Below are 17267 nucleotides of genomic sequence, written 5' to 3' on the forward strand. Positions count from 1 at the left end.
AGGTTCAACGACCTGTGAGAAGTCTCTTTCTCTGTTCCGGCTTACTTGGCTACTATCCGCAGTTGCTCATCTACTAGCGCATACTCCAGCTCAATCGCTTTCTCTATTCCTTGCTTAATCACTTTTTCCAATACAGTTCCAGCTCTCGCATATCCTAGCGCCTTGACCACTTGTTTGACTAGCTCCTCCTGAGGAAGACTAATCTGCGAAGCAAGAACCGCTTTAACTGCAGCCGCTATTTCCTCGGAAGGCAAATCCTCTGCAATACGACGATTAGCATCATCGGTCGAAACCCTGTATATTTCGTATCGCTGAGGATCAACGCCTTCAGGCCAAAAAAACACCGTCTCTTCTGTCTCTGTTGTTTGCAGCTTCAGCTTCGCCAAGAGCTCCGTAAAGCGCCGCTCCAATTTAGCGCCCATGCGTGTAATCCCCCAAGCCTGCAAAACGCGCTTGGTGAGCAAACTGCGGCTAATTGGCCCTTCTTCTTCAATCACCTGCTTGATTTGCCCCAAGGTGAGCGCTGTATGTTTCGGCGAATTGAATTGCTCTGAACCAAACGACACAGGGCTAAGCAAGCAAGGCTTATATATTTGTTCCGATTCGGCTTTATTGTTCGCGCGATCGGGCTCGATGGCCGCCTCTTCCTTCGAAGAAGCAACCTCCTGCGCCGCTTGAATGATCTCCTCCTGCACAGAAAATGCTTCATAAGTCCGTTTGTCCCGGTTGATTTTAGCCTGATGAATTGCTTCGACAATTCCCCGAATAACGCTTTGCTTATTTTCCCACCAGTCCGGACTCCACACTCGAACTAAGGTCCAGCCTAATTGCCGCAGCACCTGTTCGCGCAAAATATCGCGATCACGCGCCGACTCGGCATTGCGGTATATCGGGCCATCAAGCAAAATCCCCAGCAAATATTGATCGCGATGATCGGAATCCAAGACGCCGATATCGACGCGGTAGCCCGACGCCCCTACATAAATATCCGCTTCATATCCGAGCGTTTCCAGTTCCGCCGCCAGGCTCGTATGGAGACTGGAGATCCGCGGCGCATGCCCCGCAGCCTCGCCGACAGGCAATGCTTGCTTTCCTTTTTCCGCATACTCAAGGAATGCTTTTAATCCGAGTACCCCTTGCGCGCTGATTCGGCCGGCATGCAAATGATGGGAGCGCAGCGTTGAAAATACATGCATCTCGAACCTCGCTCTGGACACGGCCACATTTAAACGGCGCCAGCCTCCTTGACGATTGAGCGGACCAAAATTAAGGCTTACCTTGCCGCTGGCATCAGGCCCATAGCCTACCGAAAACAGGATCACGTCGCGCTCATCGCCTTGAACGTTTTCCAGATTTTTAATAAATAAAGGCTCGGGCAGTTGAATCATCAATTGCTCCAGCTCCTGCTCCCGCTTAAGCGCATCTTCCAGCATATCCTCAATAAGCGTTTGCTGTATCGAGCTGAAGGTGACAACCCCAATACTCTGCTGCCGCAAGACAGGGTCTTTCAACCGGCGAATAATTTCCGCGACGACGGCCTCGCCCTCCGCCCGATTTTGCTTCGTGCGGCCGCGGTCATAAAATCCTTCAACCGGATACCACGTAACGCTTGAGACAGGCTCATCCGGTGATGGGAAGGTCAGCAGCTTGTTCTCATAATAATGGGCATTGCTAAAAGCAATCAGACTCTCATGTCTGCTGCGATAATGCCAGGATAAATGCCGCTCTGGCATGCCGAGTGCCAGACAATCATCCAGAATGCTTTCCATATCCTGCAGCGCCTGGTCTTCGTCCTCGACCTCGCTATGGCTCTTCGAGAAAAAGGCGGTTGGCGGCAATTGCTTGGGATCGCCGACGATAACGGCCTGATTTCCTCTCGCCAGCGCGCCTACTGCTTGCGCTGTAGGAACCTGAGAAGCCTCGTCGAAGATAACCAAATCGAACTTGGGGCCATTAGGGTCCAAATATTGGGCGACTGAGATGGGACTCATCAGCATGCAAGGCACGAGTCGCGGAAGCAGGTTGGGAATTTGCTCAAACAGCTTGCGAATCGACATATTTCTCCCGCCACTGCGAATCGCCCGCTGTAAAATGCCTGCTTCGGAGCTTTGTGCTGCTTCCTGAGACATTTGAGGCACCTTAGCCGACAGACGTGCTGCAATCTCCTTCTGTGTTAATGTCGTGAACAAGCTGTCCGCTTCTTTAAAACGGCTAATCGTCTCCTCAAAAATTCGACCGGAGAAAGCGCGCAAGCGATCATCTCGATCAATGATATAATTGGCGATCGATCGATACAGCCCCCGTTCAAATACAGCCTGCAGCTGATCGTTCGAGATCCGTCCTTCTTCATAAGGAGCAATAAGCGGAAGCAGCCCTGCCTCTTCAGCTTGCGCACGAATTCTGCGCCAGGTGCTCCAATCCCGCAGACGCTCAAGATTAGCTGCCCAGCTGTTTGCTTTTGCTAACATGAATTCGTGCCAATCCGCTGCCTCCGGGAGGCTCCATAATTGCTCGTATGGAATGAGCAGCAGCCGCCCCAAGCCATTCTCGACTTCCGTAAGCTGATGATAAAGGTTAGCTGCTTCCTGGAAGAAACTGTGCTGAGCGTGATCGTCCCTGGCAATTAAGAGCGGCTCCGCCATCCGGCTTCTAGCCTCGTTCGCAGCCGATGTATTTTGGTACCAGTTGGCCAGCAACGCTTGCACTTGGACGACCCATTCAGCCGCCGCGGAGAGCTCCTCCCACTTGCCGTCTTCATTCCACAACAGGCCGCGGCCAAGCCAGGAAGCTGTCTGTTCTCTAAGTTCTGCAAGCTTCTGTTCCTCTTCCTGATAGGTCAATATTTCCTGCAACGCGCCCTTTACTTGCTCTTTTGACAAAGACTCGCTGCCTATAGCCATCTTTTTCAGCATTTTGTAGATCCGGTTCTGACCGCTCCATTTTGGCAAAAACCATTTAAGCTCCAGCTTGCTCCATTCGGATAGCATCATCCCCGCATCGAACCCTTTAACTTCGGAAGCGGCAAAGCGGCGATGTACCGTTTCCCTGATCCGATCTCTTCGTCTTCCCTGTTCGGCAGCCGCTTTCAGCTTATCTATCGCCGTCTCTAAATCAGGTGTTTGCAGCAACGCCGGCTTAATATCAGGAACATGTGCAGCAAGCTCGCAAAGCTGGACAAGGATCGAAATTTTGCTATGGGTCAAGCTTGCGCTCTCCAGCTTAAAACAGTCGGCTGCCTTCTTCAGAGCCACTTGAAAGCTTGACAGCCCCGAAATATACCGCTGCAGCAGACTCTCAGCCTCAGACCTCACCGTTTGCGTGTATGACGTTATGTAAGCATCGCTCCACGGATGAAGATAAGGATCGCCGCACTGGGCACCGGCAACCTGAAGCTGTGCCGCCATATCTCTCCATACGACTAGGTGCTCAGGCGTCAATTCATCTATTGCGGCATCCTGAAATTGCACGGCATCCGGCCCCGCTCCTGCTTTCTCATATCCGGATATAGCCTCAAACAAAGTCAATCCAAAAGGCTGCCGAACATGCAAAGCGTCTACATAGCCATTCAATTCACTTCGCAAATGCAGAAGACGCTCCGCCTGTTTGTCCCATGCTTCCGAAGCCGGTACACGCTTTGTTTCGATTGTCGACGCCAATTGGTCGAGAACAGATTTTTTAGTACTTTTATTGGAATGCAGCTCCAGACAAAATGAACCGAGGCCGATCTGTTCCAGCCTTCGCTGCACGACAGAAAGAGCCGCCATTTTCTCGGCTACAAACAATACTCGCTTGCCCTTTGCTAACGCATTGGCAATCATGTTCGTAATCGTCTGCGATTTCCCGGTTCCCGGAGGCCCGTGAAGAACGAAGCTCCGGCCGTCTGATGCAGCCCGGATCGCTGACAATTGCGAGGAATCGGCGCTTATAGGTATAACCAGGCTGGAAGGATGCTCCCGATCGAGGGTTTGCTCCGCTTCCCCCAGCGGCTCTTGCCAGCTAAGCCTGCCTTCCATGAGACTGGCCACAATTTTATTTTCAGCCAGCTTATCTGCGCGTGTGCGAATGTCATTCCACATAACGAATTGACCGAAAGAAAACAGGCCCAAATAGGCCGCTTCCTCCACATCCCAGCGGGAAACTTGAATAAGCGCGTGTCGGATCACATGAAAAACTTGTTTGAGCGCAATGCCCTTTTCGTCTTGCGGAAGCGGATCCAGCCCTTCGATTCCGATGCCAAAATCCTGCTTCAGCATCTCAAGCAATGTAATATTCATCTGCGGCTCTTCATCTCTCGCCCGAACCACATAGCCCTGACGCGAAGATTTTCGGATAATTTCGACAGGGATCAGCACGATTGGCGCGTAGCGCGGCAGCTCGCTGGCAGGCGACTCATACCATTTCAATAAACCGAGCGCAAGATATAAGGTGTTGGCTCCATTCTCTTCAAGTGCACTTTTTGCTGAACGGTAAATGTGAACCAGTCTTCGCTCCAGATCGACTTCGTTCAGGTCAACACGAAGCCTCTTCCGAATAAATTCCTCCCGCAGCAGATGCGCGAAAGGATGGTCGGCGTTGATGCTTTGAAACAACTGAGCATCGCGTCCATTGTCTTGCCAATCGCCAGGTCTGCCCAGCAGTTGAAATTCCTCCCCATCTGCCAGCGCATCCTCCAAATCTCCTAATTGTGCCGTAATTACCGGAATGCTGGATTTGGTCAATCGAAAATTAAGCAATGAATTGCGCAGCGTCAAATCAAGCAATCTGCGTTCCCAGTGCTTCTGTCTGCTCAACGGGGACAGTGAATCAACTTCGCGCGGCTTCTCCAGTACATCCAGCAGTTGAGGAGCAGCCGTGTTCGCAGTCTCGCGCCGCTCGGTCTGCTCGATTCTCCATCCGTCATTCGTTCCCGTTCGCAGCGGCAATGGCCGTATAGCAGCGGCACGGGCACGCCTTATATCGACCAAGCAAGCGAATTTTTCGTGATCCTGCAAATGCGCTTCTGCAAGTGCAACAGCGCCGTCAAAGCTTATAGCTTCTCCTTCTACAAAGGCTGTAGACTCCACAACGCAAATTTGATTGATTCCCGCGGCAACCCGCTTTGTCAACAGAGAGAGGTCATCCTGTACACTTTCGGAAAAGGTCTCCTCTTCAAGCCATACACCGGCAAAAGCATGACCCTCGGTGAAAACAAGCAGTGGATGCAAGCCGATCGCCTCCAGACAGGCGGCGTATAACAACGACAAATCGAGACAATTTCCTATGCGATGCGCGAAAACGGTCTCGGGCAAACGAACGCGCTGTCCGATAGCCTCAAAGCTCGGAGGGGCTACAGAGTAGGCAATGCCCTTGTTTTGTAATGCTGCATATATAGCCGCCGCTTGAAGACGGACCCGGTTCGGATCCTTGCTCTGATACGCGGTAAATGCCGGGCTTGCGCTCCACTTGCCCAAAATATCCGCAGCTTCCCGAACCACTTGCGTGACATGCGAACTGTTCGGGGTGACGAATGCCGCGACCATTTCTGGCAATATAGCAAGACCGCTCCACTCGTCAAAGGCAAGAACAGAGATCGACCCGCGTTCCTCCAATAATATCGAATCACCGTGCTGAACCGCTAATGTCAATGTACCGGCTATGCGTTCAGACAATTCCCCCAGGAAGGAAGCTGACATTTGTAATTTGATCGCGCCAAGAGCAACCGATTGACCTGCAGGCAAATCGCAAGCTTTACTCCACTCATAAGCAAATTGCGGCTCAGCGGTCAACTTGACCGTGATGCCATATATTGCCTCCTCCGTCGTATTGGTCAAAACGATTTCCTTCACAACCGGCACATGATTTTGCTGCATTGCATAATTAATCGTCTCACTAAATGACCACTCACAGCTAATTTTGGTTTCCACTCCGTCTACCTCCTATCTATTTATGGTCACTTTTCAACACGAATCGCAGCTTTCCAATTAACCCTATAATAGCACTAATATCTGCATATTTCTGCCGAAATCGACACAAAACCGTATTCTGCACAAAAAAAAGACCTCTCGCCAATCGAGAAGTCCTCTTCACCTTATTCCGTCAATCCCACCAAAAATGCCACACATCATGCTTCATCAAATAATCGGCATATTGTCCCAGCGTATCGAAGCTTTCCAACACGTAAGAACAGAGCATGAAGTGTTCCTTGGCCAGCTGAATGGCCTCCTCCTCTGTCTGAGGGCGCTGCCCGGTGCGAATCACCCAAGAGTCCTGGGAAACGGCCAGTGGTGTCGTATTATACTTCTCCTGCCAATGCTTAAAGATAACAGCCTGACACAGCGGCAGCGGACATTCATTGAACCCTCCCATCGGAATCCAGAGCGCCGCTTCGTAACCTGATTGCTGCGGCAAATGAAGAACGAGCAGCTGTTCCTCCTCTTCCTCCAGCCGCTGTTGAATCCAGGAGGGTTCAAGCGTAACTGGTTCGATAGCGGAATCTATTATAGTGAGATCGAGCAGCTTCTCATTTTCCCATAGCAGAGCGTACGCCCCAAACAGATCGTCGAAATCTTTCCCTTCCACATCCTTCTGCTCCGGCGTCAAGCTGGCGTAAGTCAGAGCGGATTGAACAATCCGCTTCCAGGCTTCATCTACCGGTAGCTCCTCTGCTTCCTGCAGCGTATTTTCCACAAAAGAGGACAAAGAATCATGCTCCTCCTCCATTTCCTCCATCATTTCTAATATATTGTAGCCGTGCAGAATGAGCACATTATGCTCTCCTGCTCTAAATGCTGATTCTACGTTCTCTACCGGTACAATCTCGATGTCCTGTTCTTCCAAAAATTGCGAGAGCTGCGCGATAATTTCTGTCATAGTGACGGCTCCTTTGCCTAATGGTTTATCTATTATTTTGAAGAAAGGAGCAGGGAGATACAAGATGTCGATCGAATCATTTCTATAAAAGAATCACGAAAGCTACCGATCAAATAGGGTCCAATTTAATTTCATAATGAATACTGGGAGATGAATTTTTATGATGCAAGGCTATAATGTTCTGATGGTATACAATCAGGATGCCTCAAAGCTGCTCATGTGCAAGCGGTTGAAGGAGCCTTACAAGGGCTTGAACAACCTTGTCGGGGGTAAAATTGAGCCGGGAGAGGATGGCCTTATTGCAGCCTATCGAGAGCTGCTGGAGGAAACTAATATTCCAAGAGATGCTATTACGCTACATCATCTGATGGATTTCAAGTACTATTACCAGCATTGCTATGTTGAAGTCTACGTCGGAAAATTAAACTATAATGTCGAGATTGCAGGAGACGAAAACGAATTGTATTGGTCCGACCTGGATCAAAACTTTTTCGATATGACGCGCTACGCCGGTGAAGGCAATATCGGCCATATGATAGAGCAGGTGAAGCAGAGCCGGATTCTGTTGTCGGCTGATTAAGCTAAACGGCTCTGCTGGCTTGTGGGGACAGGCGGTGTTGGCGCCGCGGTTCGGATCATGCTCGCCTCTTCGCAGCCTGTTCCGTGTCTCACGCTTCGTTCGCCGATGTCCATGCCAGCTAGCCCGAGCCACGCGGACATCAGATCCCTTATTGGCGCAAAATCGGCTCTTTTTCACTTTTGGCGGACATAGGATCCGTTATTTCCAGTTTTCCGGCCATTTTCTGCTCCCTAATCGAGGAATAAGGGCTCTCGTGTCCGCGAAACCTGGAAACAGCCCCTTTTGTTCACAGATAAGGGCTCTCATGTCCGGTTCGGAGGTAATCCAGCGCCAGTCCTCCTTTAATCAAGAAAAGCTGCCTCTTTGGCAAATGAAATCGGCGGTTGAGTATCTACTTGCATGTTATCTATTACAGCCTGGATCTTGTTACCAACCTTGAACGTTTCAAAGGAAAGATCTGGCGAGAGCAGCTTGCTTACATCCAGCCAGCGGAGCTCGAATTCCCCGTCTCGAATAATTTCGTCAGTTGACTGCGTGGAAGCATTTTTAAGGTTAGCCTGAAAATCGGGGCTCTCCCCTTCAGGTACTTCTGTAATCAAAAGATACTTTTTATTGACGTGCTTCCCTAAAATAACAGCTTCTATAGTTAGCTGATCTGCTAAAATCTTCTCTTGTTCGTGAACAGGCCTTTCATCGCCGCCGCTTTTAACGCTGCAGCCTGCAAGCATACAAGCAATTATGAACGCCATCAAATATTTCATCGGTATCCCTCCTCGCTTTCCTGACGGGCAGCCTGCAAGGAAGGTTGCATTCCAAAGATAGCTGCACCAAAACAGCCGTATGCAGCTGCAGCCCCTCTCCTTAACAGAGCAGGGGCTTGCTGCTTGCGAAGCGCTAATTAGGTTGTGGATCGCGAGGATGATTGAGCCGGCTTAGTGCTGAGCTGCGCAGGCCGGGCTTTATTAATTCGGGCGCTTGCCGCAATGCTCAGCAGCACCAAGGCAAGGTTAAATGCCATTGCGACAGTAATGCCGCCCTCCATCGACATTCCTCCTGCCTGAGTGAGTGCGATAATTGCCCCGCCAATGCCTACTGCTACACCCGGTGTAAACGAATCGGCAAACTGCAGGCTCCCCGATACTTGCCCCGACTCCCCTTCTTTCGCGAAGGTAAAGGCTCACGCTCACCTATTGTGAAGAGACGCAGCTTTTGCGGTATTGCATCGGTGTGCAGCCGCGATGGCGTTTGAATAATACCCCGAGATTTTGCGCCGTAACAAAGCCCGTTTGCTCTGCAATTCTTGTAACAGGCAAGTCTGTTTGTAGCAGCAGCTCCTCCACTTTGCCGATCCGGTATAGCTGTAAATATTCATGGAAGGTACGTCCGACAGCATCTTTGAACACTCTGCAAAAATGATAGTGACTCATTTTTGCAATGCTTGCAGCATGGCGGATGCTAATTTTCTCCTGATAGTTGCTTTCGATAAAGGAGATTACATCCTTCAACCGTTCCATTTTATTGCGGTAAATTCCGGACTGACGTGTCGCTTCATTCCCAGAATCCCCGTAGTAGCGAATAAACTTCGTTAACAAAATCTGCAAGCAGGATTTGACTACCGCCTCAAAGCCCACTTGCTTCGCTACAAACTCCTCGATAATTTCAGCAATAAGCTGCACGAATTCCTCATAATGGGCATGCTCTGCCTGAAGCATGACAGGCAATGAAAAGTTGCCGGTAAGCTGAGGGCCATATTCTACACTGTTTAAATCAGAAGCGATAATTTTGTACCGGTCCAGCAAGATCGTATAGTAATTGGGCGTTTCATCGATTAAATAACAGCTGTGAATAACCCCTTCTCCAATAAGAAATAAATCCCCTGGCGCCGCATTATAAGCTACTCCTCCAATATGCAGCTCGGCCCTTCCCCCGCAAAAATAAATGATCTCCAAACATTTGTCATGCCAATGCGGCGGAAAGATCGTTGTGCCCGAATATTCAGGCTGGAATAAATTGAAGGGAAAAATCTCGCTTAGCATCATCATATATTGATTGGATCCTTTTTCAGACAAGCAGCATCCCTCCGAACCGCAAGATCTAATCAAAATCAAGCAAGAATTACGCTATCTTCGCCTAAATTTCTATTCTATTATATTACAAACAGGAGGCGGGATTAAGTGAAAAAACGACTGATTGAAGTGGAGCTTCTGGATGGAGAAGCCTGGTGGGGCGGCAATATTGAGGACGGAATTATAATGCCGTTTTCTGGAGCTTATAGCCGGAATCTGGCTGCTGACAGCAGACAAAATCAGGCGGTACCATTATTGGTGTCCAGCAAGGGCAGATTTATTTGGTCAGAAGAACCGATCGCTATTCATTTTGAACACAATAGAATAACAGTCGCTTCAGATGAGGGAGAAGTAGCGATCAGCGAAGGGCACGGCAATTTGCGGGAGGCGTTTCGCATGGCAGCCAAAACGTATTTTCCGGCATCAGGCGCAATACCGGAAGAGCTCTTTTTTACTGAACCGCAGTATAATCTATGGATTGAGCTGCAATATGAGCCTGCTCAAGAGAAAGTGCTTGCCTATGCCGAGCAGGTACTTGCATGCGGCATGCCCCCGGGCGTCATCATGATTGATGACAATTGGATGGAGGATTACGGCGTATGGAAATTTCGCTGTGACCGTTTTCCAGATCCCAAAGCTATGACAGAACACTTGCATAAGCTTGGCTTTAAAGTGATGTTATGGACTTGCCCTTTTATAAGCCCGGATAATGCGGCGAATTTTCGCTTTTTAGAACGCAGCGGCTACCTTCTTCGCGATGAACATGGGGAGACGGCGATCCGCCGCTGGTGGAACGGCTTTAGCGCAGTGCTTGATTGCACCAATGAAGAAGCTGTTCAATGGTATGAAGCCGAGCTGCAAAAGCTGATGAAGGACTACGGCATTGACGGCTTTAAATTTGACGCGGGCGATCCGCACTTTTACAGGCAGTCTGATCAAAGCAAAATCCCCTGCCATCCCAACGGCCACTGTGAAGCATGGGCGCAAATCGGTCTTCGTTATTCCCTGAACGAATATCGGGCCTGCTGGAAAAGTGCCGGTCTGCCGCTTGTGCAGCGCCTTGCGGACAAAAATCACAGCTGGCATGAAGATGGCCTTGCTTCGCTTATTCCCAACGGCTTGGCGCAAGGCTTGGCAGGATATGCCTTTACCTGTCCGGATATGATTGGAGGCGGCCAAATCGGCGATATCGAAAACAATCCCGATTTTCAGATCGATCAAGAATTATTCGTACGCTATGCCCAATGCTCGGCGCTGTTTCCTATGATGCAGTTCTCCACTGCACCATGGCGCGTACTGGATGCAGAGCATCTGCAGTACTGCATAGAGGCCGCTTTTCTGCATGAAGCTTTCGGAGATAAGATCGTCTTACTAGCCAAGCAAGCAGCGGAAACAAATGAACCCATCATCCGCCATATGGCTTACGTATTTCCGGAGCACGGCCTTGAATTAATCAAGGATCAATTTATGCTGGGAGACGATGTGCTGGTGGCTCCTGTATTAGAAAAGGGTGCAAGAAGCAGAAAAATTCATTTTCCCGCTGGTACATGGCATGGCGACGATGGTTCGGTAGTTACCGGGCCTTGTGTAAAAGAAATCGAAGCTCCTTTGTCGCGTTTGCCTTATTACTGCAGTTCTGGGCAAAGAGCACCAATGCATCGCACTTAAGGGTTTAAATTCCGATCCTGACGCAGCTGCCAAGTCCAAAAGACCGCACCCGATAAAAACGGTGACGGTCTTTTGTCTTAACTCGCCAGACTGGCGGTGACTACAGTTTGCTTTTGCCCGTTGTTGCTGTTACTGCACCCAACGTTGTTTGCTAGCGATTTTCACTGTATAATTTTAGGGAGAGTCCATTTCAATTTCGCTTCGAGGAGCAAAGTGAATGAGAAAAATGTTGGGTTTTATTTTCATCATAGCCGGAGGACTGCTGGTTGCCACCTCATTATATCTGATCTATCACCACAAGTTTGCTACCGAGCAGTCACTGCAAGAAGCTGAATCCCTCCTGGCTGAACATGCGGAAACGAATCAAGTCGTGTTTAATCCTGGCGACAACAACACCAATAAAGAGCGGGATCGGCAGCAGCGCTTGGAAGAGCTGAGAAAACAATTTTCTCCTAAGGCTGGCGACGTGATCGGCGTGCTTCATATACCGAAAATCGATGCCAAACTGCCAATTATCGAAGGAACGGATGAGGATATGCTGGAAAGAGGCGTAGGTCACTACTCCCCAACTGTGTTTCCGGGCGATAAGGAGCAAATACTGCTTTCCGGCCATCGTGATACAATTTTCCGCAAAATGGGCGATTTGGAAAAAGGGGATAAATTTATTGTAGAAATGCTTTATGGCACTTTTGAATATGAGATGAGGGAAAATGAAATCGTCCCCGCCGACGATACAACCACCATTCGGCCGATGGGCGAAGAAGTGCTTACGCTGTCTACTTGCTATCCATTCACCTTTATCGGCAGCGCCCCCGACCGCTATATTATTTATGCTTACCCCATATCTAATGAAAAGTGATTGCAAAAATGCAGCCCGCCTCCCGAAGGAGAGGGGCTGCATTTTTAGTTTTTTGCACATAAAAAACAAGCTCCAAAGCATAAAGCTCCAGAGCTTGTATATATCGAGATAAGAATTAAGAACGCAATGTTTTAAGTGCGCCGCTCCATGCAAGCACTTGATCAAGCATACCATTAAGGTTCACAAGATGTAGATCAGCTGGCTTGAATACTGTCTCTTTCTCGTAATCCATAGCGTTCTCGAAATCGGTGAACAGCGATAAAGCCGTGTGAATCCGGACATCCGCTACAGACAATTCACCCAAGATAGTGCGAAGATGCTCAGCAGCACGGGCACCGCCTACAGAACCATAGCTCACAATGCCGGCAGCCTTATTATTCCAAGCTTCGCGCGCATAGTCCAAAGCATTTTTCAATGCACCGGTAATGCTGTGATTATATTCTTGAACGATAAAGACAAATCCGTCCAGGTTTGCCAGCTTCGCATTCCATGCTGCAGCCTGCTCGGAAGCATCTGCCTCACCAAGCAGCGGAAGCTTGTAATCTGCGATATCAACGACTTCATAGTTGGCGTCGCCACGTTGATCAGCAATTTTCTTTACCCATTCTCCTACTTGCGGGCTGACGCGCCCTTGACGAGTACTTCCCAAAATAATACCGATATTTAATTTTGACATCTTCATCTTCACCTTCACTTTTTAATTTTTGATGGAGCATTTGCATAAATCCAACAAAAGTGGCTTCCTAAAAGCAGTATAGAGATCGAAATGCTGCTATCATTCGTATATATCTCACTGGATAGCGTTCAATCAAATCATGCAAAATGCTGGATTAATAAATGCTTTGTCTTTATGCTTCAAGTTCGATGCTGGCTGGCTGCCGCGCTCCTTCGCTGCCTCGCAAGCCCAACCGCACGACCCTTTGACAAGAGGTTCGTAGGGATTTGGGCCTGCCGCTGTTGAAGTCATACTTTAATAATAAAAGACGGGACCCCCGAATTGGTCCCGTCTTTTATAAGGCTTTGCTTCTGCACAGTACGCTGGATCTTTTAATCACCTTGAGACACATCCCGCCGATCGTCCGTTTTCAACTCCACCGGAACATTGACGCGTTTTGCTGTTGCAAACAAATGCTGCAGAAACGAATCCCATTCGCCTTCAATTGTGCGAAGGGATCGCGATGAGATTGTCTTTTCTTTGCCGTTATGCTGCAGAAATGCAATATGAATACTTGATCCCCCGCGCCCGCCAACTGTCGGATCAATGACAATACGGCTGATTGCCGATAAATCGAGCTGCTTTGTGCCCAGCGTGATGGAGGGAGGCTGTTGTTCGAAAACGATGCGCCGCCGCCTCTTGCCGAAGGTCACCCGATCCGAGGTGCGAAATGCTTGCTTTGCTGCCCGCCATCGGTGCACTTTCTCCGCATTGCGCTGCCGATTGCAGCGCAGCAGCCAATTCACTACGGCATTGTTTTCCTCATAGTTATCCAAATCGATTCGGTATATCTCCTGAGCAGTGCGGACCTCGTATACAGAAAACCAAGATGTGATGCCGTGGGAGTCGCGGAAAAAGTGCTGGCTCACTCCCAAAATTTTGCTGCTCGTCAGCTCAACATCTTTGCCTGCAAGACGAAAGCGCAACATGCCATCTTCAAAACGCAGCTGCTCCGGCTGCAATGCACTTTTCATACGGCGTGGAAAAGCGCTAATAACGGTCAAGACAAAACAGCCGCCGCTAATCCATAGATTGAGACGCTGCATATCCAAAAGGGAACGGAGGTTCCATGATCCGATGGAGGTCAGCAGTTGGAATGCGAGCAGCAGAGCGTAAACCAGAGCTGCAAACAGCAGTCCCATCTTGATAACCTCCAGCAAACGTTTCGAGTATGGCTTGGACTGCAATACTTGATCTGCCACCCATGCCTCCGGCTGCCCGTTTCTCCTTTTCTTCTTCATCCCGCTCCTCCTGCCAGTCAAGCCTTCTTCAGAATCCACCGCTGCAGTTGCTGCTCGATGCGATCCAGCACTTGCTCTTCTTCTGATGATAGACTGTCGCATTCTAGACGGCGGTAAGCCAATCTCCCCTGAGCATACCTCCGCTCCACATACTCGATGACTTCATCGCTTGCCTCCTCAAGTGAGAGCATCGTTGTTCCGTCAATAAACCGGGCAAAGACAAGCACCTCTTCTCCGTCACGCAAAATGGTAAGAAAAGGGACATACACCTCTTCGAATCCCGGTGATAAATCTTCTTCAGATACCGTATAGATGTTTGAAGCGAGATCAGGCACCAACTCAGCTTCTTGTTCCTTTTTGTTCCGTTTTCGCCAAAACATACACATCACTCCTCGCCTCCATTGTACAAAAGAACGAAACGGAGGGGAATGCTTCTGGCAAAATATGCATCGCGGGTATCATATCTGATAATGATCCTAAAACAAAAGACACTAGAACATCCATAGCCCCCAGTACCCTATCACAATTGTAAATAGACAATCTATAACAGAATAAGTGCCTTTGTCATCCCTCTCGAGATCGCAGCGATTTGAGATACCATTGCTCTTTTGCAGGCCGATCCCTTGTGAGAAGCCAAATCTCCGTAAATGCCGCCGAAGGCGCTGCAATTTTGTCCCAAGCTTGATTAAAATCACTCCAGCCGAAGCTGGGGGACAGATTCCGAATAAGCAGGGCCAGTGGATAGTCTGAGCTGTAACCGGCGCTCTTAGCTTCTTTTCGCAAAACTAATTGATTTAACGATTCAATCAGTGTATCAATCGATTCAATACAAATAATGGAACGATGCTCTCGCTGAAACAGTTGACGTGCTTCCTGTTCGCTGTAGAACAAATGTGTAATTTCCAGCCCCAGCTTGTTCCCGCGGGTATCCATCAGCACAGCGTCTGGCTTATCCTGCTGATAAAGCAATCTTAGGCGATTGTCTGCAGTTTGGTTGTACAAGTTAATGAACAGATCAACCGCCTCGCGCTCCAGCTTTTTTTTCGTACTGATCGCCATATCCCGTTCACCTCGCTGCCAATAAAAGCTTTGTATGGAGTGACACTTCGCTCTTACACTCATTTTATCATTTTTATAACTTGGGATTAACGATATAAATGAAAAATTACACTTTCAATATCAGCTATTCCCAGACAGGCTTCAAATTGAATGCTTTCGATTCCTGTTATAGATGCAAAGCTTCGCCAGCGAAAGCAAAAAGCTTCTCACCAAGTTCGAATCCGAACCCGTGAGAAGCCTATTTTATTTCGATGTGGTCAATCGGCGTGCTCTGAGGAAGAACCGTTGATAAAGTTTTAGGATTATTGAATGTTATCGGCATCCGCTAATGATTGGCACAAGGTGATATGCGCGTTTTTCTGTACGCCGCGGCCGTATCCATTAGTTCCATTATCGGGTATAATTGATGTAAAAGTAAAGCTCGAAGAGGTTCACTGGAATCAAACGATTCAGCATCATATTTTGATAAAGGAGAGGTTCTCCATGTCAATGATACGTAAACTCCACCCCCATATAGCAAAAGATTTAAGGGATTTTTTATCAGAAAACAATATTTCTACCAAGAAGCTTGTCATTGATCTTGAAACAGAAACAATTGAGGACTTTGATGATTACTCAGTCGATGACATTCTAAGTGTAGCTGGAATTCTGAAGCCTGGGGAAGCGCAGGAATTATTAGACCACATTCAGGAATCACGGGAGGGCTGGGGAAAGTGACCCACAACCACTCTGGGTATTTATTCGATTCAAACATTGTCATCGCCATTCTGGACAATGATCAATCCGCCGTTAATTTGGTGCGACAAGCCCAAGAAGAAAAGCGGCGAATATTCTTTTCGACGATTACGGAATGTGAAGTACTGAGCGGAATCAAACACAATCAGTTTCTAATAGCTCGGGTCCAGCGTTTCAGGTCCTTGGCGGCCGCATTGTTCACTCCACGGAAATAAGCCAACTCCCCGACCATCTTGGCCCCGACCCAGTGTTAACCGGTGGAAGAAACTGATTGTTCATGTCCTCCGGCTTCTGATGACCAAGGAAACCATTCAGCATCCGGCTTATGACGGCGTCAACAATATCCTTTAGCGACTGGCCTATGTAATTCCAGCCGCACTTGGACTTGCTGGCAGGTTTGCAACCTCAATATTTTCTGCCACTCAGGACATTTATCTCGCAGTTGCTCCTCAGTAAAAATAACCTTCTGCAAAGCCTCCCTCCTTTCAGGACAAAAGAAAAAGCCGCTCATTTGAGCGACCTATGTAATCATTTTTTTACTGTAAAATGCTTAAACTTAACTCATGCCCTAACCAACTCCACGCGCCCAGCGTTACTACATAAAACAGGTTTATTATGAGATATGGAAATTTCGCAATAGTCACCAGTATGGTCATAAATAAGTTCCTCACCTAAGGCATTTTCTGCTACTACATAACCTTCAGGTAAAGCATATTCAACGCCCTCGTCACAATCTACGAAATCATAATGACCGCAATACCACATAGAGAAACCACGTTTTTGCTGCCAACCACTATCCGCCTGTAAATAATCCCATTTATAAAGCTTAACGGTTTTCATATTATCTTCCTCCAATGTGCCTTACCATTTCTCATGTAAATATACCACTTCTAGTTATGATATTGTGCCATCCGGTACCCGCGGTGCTGCTGGGACTTCGCCGGTTGCCTCTACGATCTTATCAAAAAAATGATCTCGCATCAAAAACAAGGCTGCCTCAATTGTCCAACATGATTTTCAAGCAATCCCTTCCCTATTTGAAATCGAACTGGTGTTCCGGTATAATGATAGATATGGAGGGATTGGAAATGAGTCTGAATACGATTACGATCAAACTTCCTTTGTATCGGCCCACATTGGTGAAACAAGACATGTATAGAACCATGCGATCCCACTTTTCACAAGCTAGCAACCAAGCCCTTCTATACCTACAGGAAGACCCACTATACAAGGCAACAGAGCTGGATCGCCTACTTCGTTCCATACCACTACCATCAACGCTTCTTCAAGAAGCAAGAAAACAGGCGGTCAGCAGGTATCAAGATTGGCGGAAGCATGCAAATGCCAAGGGTTTTCCTTCCTTTCGAGCAAACATCTCGATCCTGTTTGACAATCAGAACTGGCGGCTCCGTTTCGATCAAGGACACCTGAAAATTGGCATCCCCACCATCGAAGGGCATTTAACCATCGATAAATATGTGCCTGCCAGCGTCAA

At 48.5% G+C, this 17267-nt stretch carries 16 protein-coding genes; 6 read left to right on the forward strand and 10 right to left on the reverse strand.

Going from position 1 to position 17267, the window contains the following annotated elements; genetic code table 11:
- Window positions 1–41 precede the first annotated feature (41 nt).
- Window positions 42–5903, reverse strand: a complete 5862-nt coding sequence (locus ACFQ0N_RS29485; RefSeq protein WP_379333210.1) for a DUF3320 domain-containing protein — start codon at window positions 5901–5903, stop codon at window positions 42–44.
- Window positions 5904–6075: 172 nt separating this feature from the next.
- The gene (locus ACFQ0N_RS29490) at window positions 6076–6849 is read right to left on the reverse strand and encodes a DUF4253 domain-containing protein (protein ID WP_379333212.1); all 774 of its coding nucleotides are present in this window, start codon (window positions 6847–6849) and stop codon (window positions 6076–6078) included.
- A 163-nt stretch (window positions 6850–7012) separates the two neighbouring features.
- On the opposite strand from ACFQ0N_RS29490, the gene ACFQ0N_RS29495 reads away from it, so the two are divergent.
- The gene (locus tag ACFQ0N_RS29495; protein ID WP_379333245.1) at window positions 7013–7429 is read left to right on the forward strand and encodes an NUDIX hydrolase; all 417 of its coding nucleotides are present in this window, start codon (window positions 7013–7015) and stop codon (window positions 7427–7429) included.
- A gap of 341 nt (window positions 7430–7770) precedes the next feature.
- Here ACFQ0N_RS29495 and ACFQ0N_RS29500 read toward each other — a convergent pair whose 3' ends face one another.
- The 3 genes from ACFQ0N_RS29500 to ACFQ0N_RS29510 all read right to left on the reverse strand — a co-directional run bounded on the left by ACFQ0N_RS29500 (window position 7771) and on the right by ACFQ0N_RS29510 (window position 9498).
- The gene (locus ACFQ0N_RS29500) at window positions 7771–8190 is read right to left on the reverse strand and encodes a hypothetical protein (protein ID WP_379333214.1); all 420 of its coding nucleotides are present in this window, start codon (window positions 8188–8190) and stop codon (window positions 7771–7773) included.
- Between the two features lie 137 nt (window positions 8191–8327).
- Window positions 8328–8471, reverse strand: coding sequence for a hypothetical protein (locus tag ACFQ0N_RS29505; protein ID WP_379333216.1), 144 nt, complete (start codon window positions 8469–8471; stop codon window positions 8328–8330).
- A gap of 145 nt (window positions 8472–8616) precedes the next feature.
- On the reverse strand, window positions 8617–9498 hold the full coding sequence (locus tag ACFQ0N_RS29510; protein WP_379333218.1) for a helix-turn-helix domain-containing protein: 882 nt from the start codon (window positions 9496–9498) through the stop codon (window positions 8617–8619).
- Between the two features lie 105 nt (window positions 9499–9603).
- Here ACFQ0N_RS29510 and ACFQ0N_RS29515 point away from each other — a divergent pair, with 105 nt between their 5' ends.
- Together ACFQ0N_RS29515 and ACFQ0N_RS29520 are read left to right on the forward strand one after the other, a co-directional pair.
- The gene (locus ACFQ0N_RS29515) at window positions 9604–11163 is read left to right on the forward strand and encodes a glycoside hydrolase family 31 protein (RefSeq protein ID WP_379333221.1); all 1560 of its coding nucleotides are present in this window, start codon (window positions 9604–9606) and stop codon (window positions 11161–11163) included.
- Between the two features lie 217 nt (window positions 11164–11380).
- On the forward strand, window positions 11381–12022 hold the full coding sequence (locus ACFQ0N_RS29520; protein WP_379333223.1) for a class D sortase: 642 nt from the start codon (window positions 11381–11383) through the stop codon (window positions 12020–12022).
- Between the two features lie 115 nt (window positions 12023–12137).
- On the opposite strand, the gene ACFQ0N_RS29525 is transcribed toward ACFQ0N_RS29520, so the two are convergent.
- The 4 genes from ACFQ0N_RS29525 to ACFQ0N_RS29540 form a co-directional block, all read right to left on the reverse strand.
- Window positions 12138–12698 carry an NADPH-dependent FMN reductase gene (locus ACFQ0N_RS29525; RefSeq protein WP_379333225.1) on the reverse strand — a complete coding sequence of 187 codons (561 nt, stop codon included), beginning with the start codon at window positions 12696–12698 and terminating at the stop codon, window positions 12138–12140.
- Window positions 12699–13069: 371 nt separating this feature from the next.
- Window positions 13070–13978: a hypothetical protein gene (locus ACFQ0N_RS29530; protein WP_379333226.1), complete on the reverse strand. Its 909-nt coding sequence runs from the start codon at window positions 13976–13978 to the stop codon at window positions 13070–13072.
- 17 nt (window positions 13979–13995) lie between these two features.
- Window positions 13996–14358 carry a hypothetical protein gene (locus ACFQ0N_RS29535; RefSeq protein WP_379333227.1) on the reverse strand — a complete coding sequence of 121 codons (363 nt, stop codon included), beginning with the start codon at window positions 14356–14358 and terminating at the stop codon, window positions 13996–13998.
- A gap of 184 nt (window positions 14359–14542) precedes the next feature.
- Window positions 14543–15037 (reverse strand): hypothetical protein, encoded by a 495-nt coding sequence (locus ACFQ0N_RS29540; RefSeq protein WP_379333229.1) that lies wholly within the window; start codon window positions 15035–15037, stop codon window positions 14543–14545.
- Window positions 15038–15520: 483 nt separating this feature from the next.
- Between ACFQ0N_RS29540 and ACFQ0N_RS29545 the strand changes: the two genes are divergently transcribed.
- Both ACFQ0N_RS29545 and ACFQ0N_RS29550 read left to right on the forward strand, forming a co-directional pair.
- On the forward strand, window positions 15521–15754 hold the full coding sequence (locus ACFQ0N_RS29545) for a hypothetical protein (RefSeq protein WP_379333230.1): 234 nt from the start codon (window positions 15521–15523) through the stop codon (window positions 15752–15754).
- Entirely contained in the window at window positions 15751–15987 is a 237-nt protein-coding gene (locus ACFQ0N_RS29550; RefSeq protein WP_379333231.1) for a PIN domain-containing protein, read from the forward strand. Before ACFQ0N_RS29545 ends, ACFQ0N_RS29550 begins: the two co-directional genes overlap by 4 nt.
- A gap of 346 nt (window positions 15988–16333) precedes the next feature.
- Here the strand turns inward: ACFQ0N_RS29550 and ACFQ0N_RS29555 are convergent, their stop codons facing one another.
- Window positions 16334–16612 carry a hypothetical protein gene (locus ACFQ0N_RS29555; RefSeq protein WP_379333233.1) on the reverse strand — a complete coding sequence of 93 codons (279 nt, stop codon included), beginning with the start codon at window positions 16610–16612 and terminating at the stop codon, window positions 16334–16336.
- Window positions 16613–16860: 248 nt separating this feature from the next.
- Here ACFQ0N_RS29555 and ACFQ0N_RS29560 point away from each other — a divergent pair.
- A partial coding sequence (locus tag ACFQ0N_RS29560; protein ID WP_379333235.1) for a hypothetical protein occupies window positions 16861–17267 on the forward strand: 407 nt, incomplete at its 3' end.

Source organism: Paenibacillus sp. GCM10027626 (genome assembly GCF_042676285.1).
In the GTDB taxonomy this organism is placed as follows: Bacteria; Bacillota; Bacilli; order Paenibacillales; family Paenibacillaceae; genus Paenibacillus_Z.

Bases quoted from the DNA above. Each gene is read 5' to 3' on its own strand.
- ACFQ0N_RS29490 (WP_379333212.1), bottom strand. From the start codon at position 6,849: ATGACAGAAATTATCGCGCAGCTCTCGCAATTTTTGGAAGAACAGGAC.
- ACFQ0N_RS29495 (WP_379333245.1), top strand. From the start codon at position 7,013: ATGCAAGGCTATAATGTTCTGATGGTATACAATCAGGATGCCTCAAAG.
- ACFQ0N_RS29500 (WP_379333214.1), bottom strand. From the start codon at position 8,190: ATGAAATATTTGATGGCGTTCATAATTGCTTGTATGCTTGCAGGCTGC.
- ACFQ0N_RS29505 (WP_379333216.1), bottom strand. From the start codon at position 8,471: ATGGAGGGCGGCATTACTGTCGCAATGGCATTTAACCTTGCCTTGGTG.
- ACFQ0N_RS29520 (WP_379333223.1), top strand. From the start codon at position 11,381: ATGAGAAAAATGTTGGGTTTTATTTTCATCATAGCCGGAGGACTGCTG.
- ACFQ0N_RS29525 (WP_379333225.1), bottom strand. From the start codon at position 12,698: ATGTCAAAATTAAATATCGGTATTATTTTGGGAAGTACTCGTCAAGGG.
- ACFQ0N_RS29530 (WP_379333226.1), bottom strand. From the start codon at position 13,978: ATGAAGAAGAAAAGGAGAAACGGGCAGCCGGAGGCATGGGTGGCAGAT.
- ACFQ0N_RS29535 (WP_379333227.1), bottom strand. From the start codon at position 14,358: ATGTTTTGGCGAAAACGGAACAAAAAGGAACAAGAAGCTGAGTTGGTG.
- ACFQ0N_RS29540 (WP_379333229.1), bottom strand. From the start codon at position 15,037: ATGGCGATCAGTACGAAAAAAAAGCTGGAGCGCGAGGCGGTTGATCTG.
- ACFQ0N_RS29545 (WP_379333230.1), top strand. From the start codon at position 15,521: ATGTCAATGATACGTAAACTCCACCCCCATATAGCAAAAGATTTAAGG.
- ACFQ0N_RS29555 (WP_379333233.1), bottom strand. From the start codon at position 16,612: ATGAAAACCGTTAAGCTTTATAAATGGGATTATTTACAGGCGGATAGT.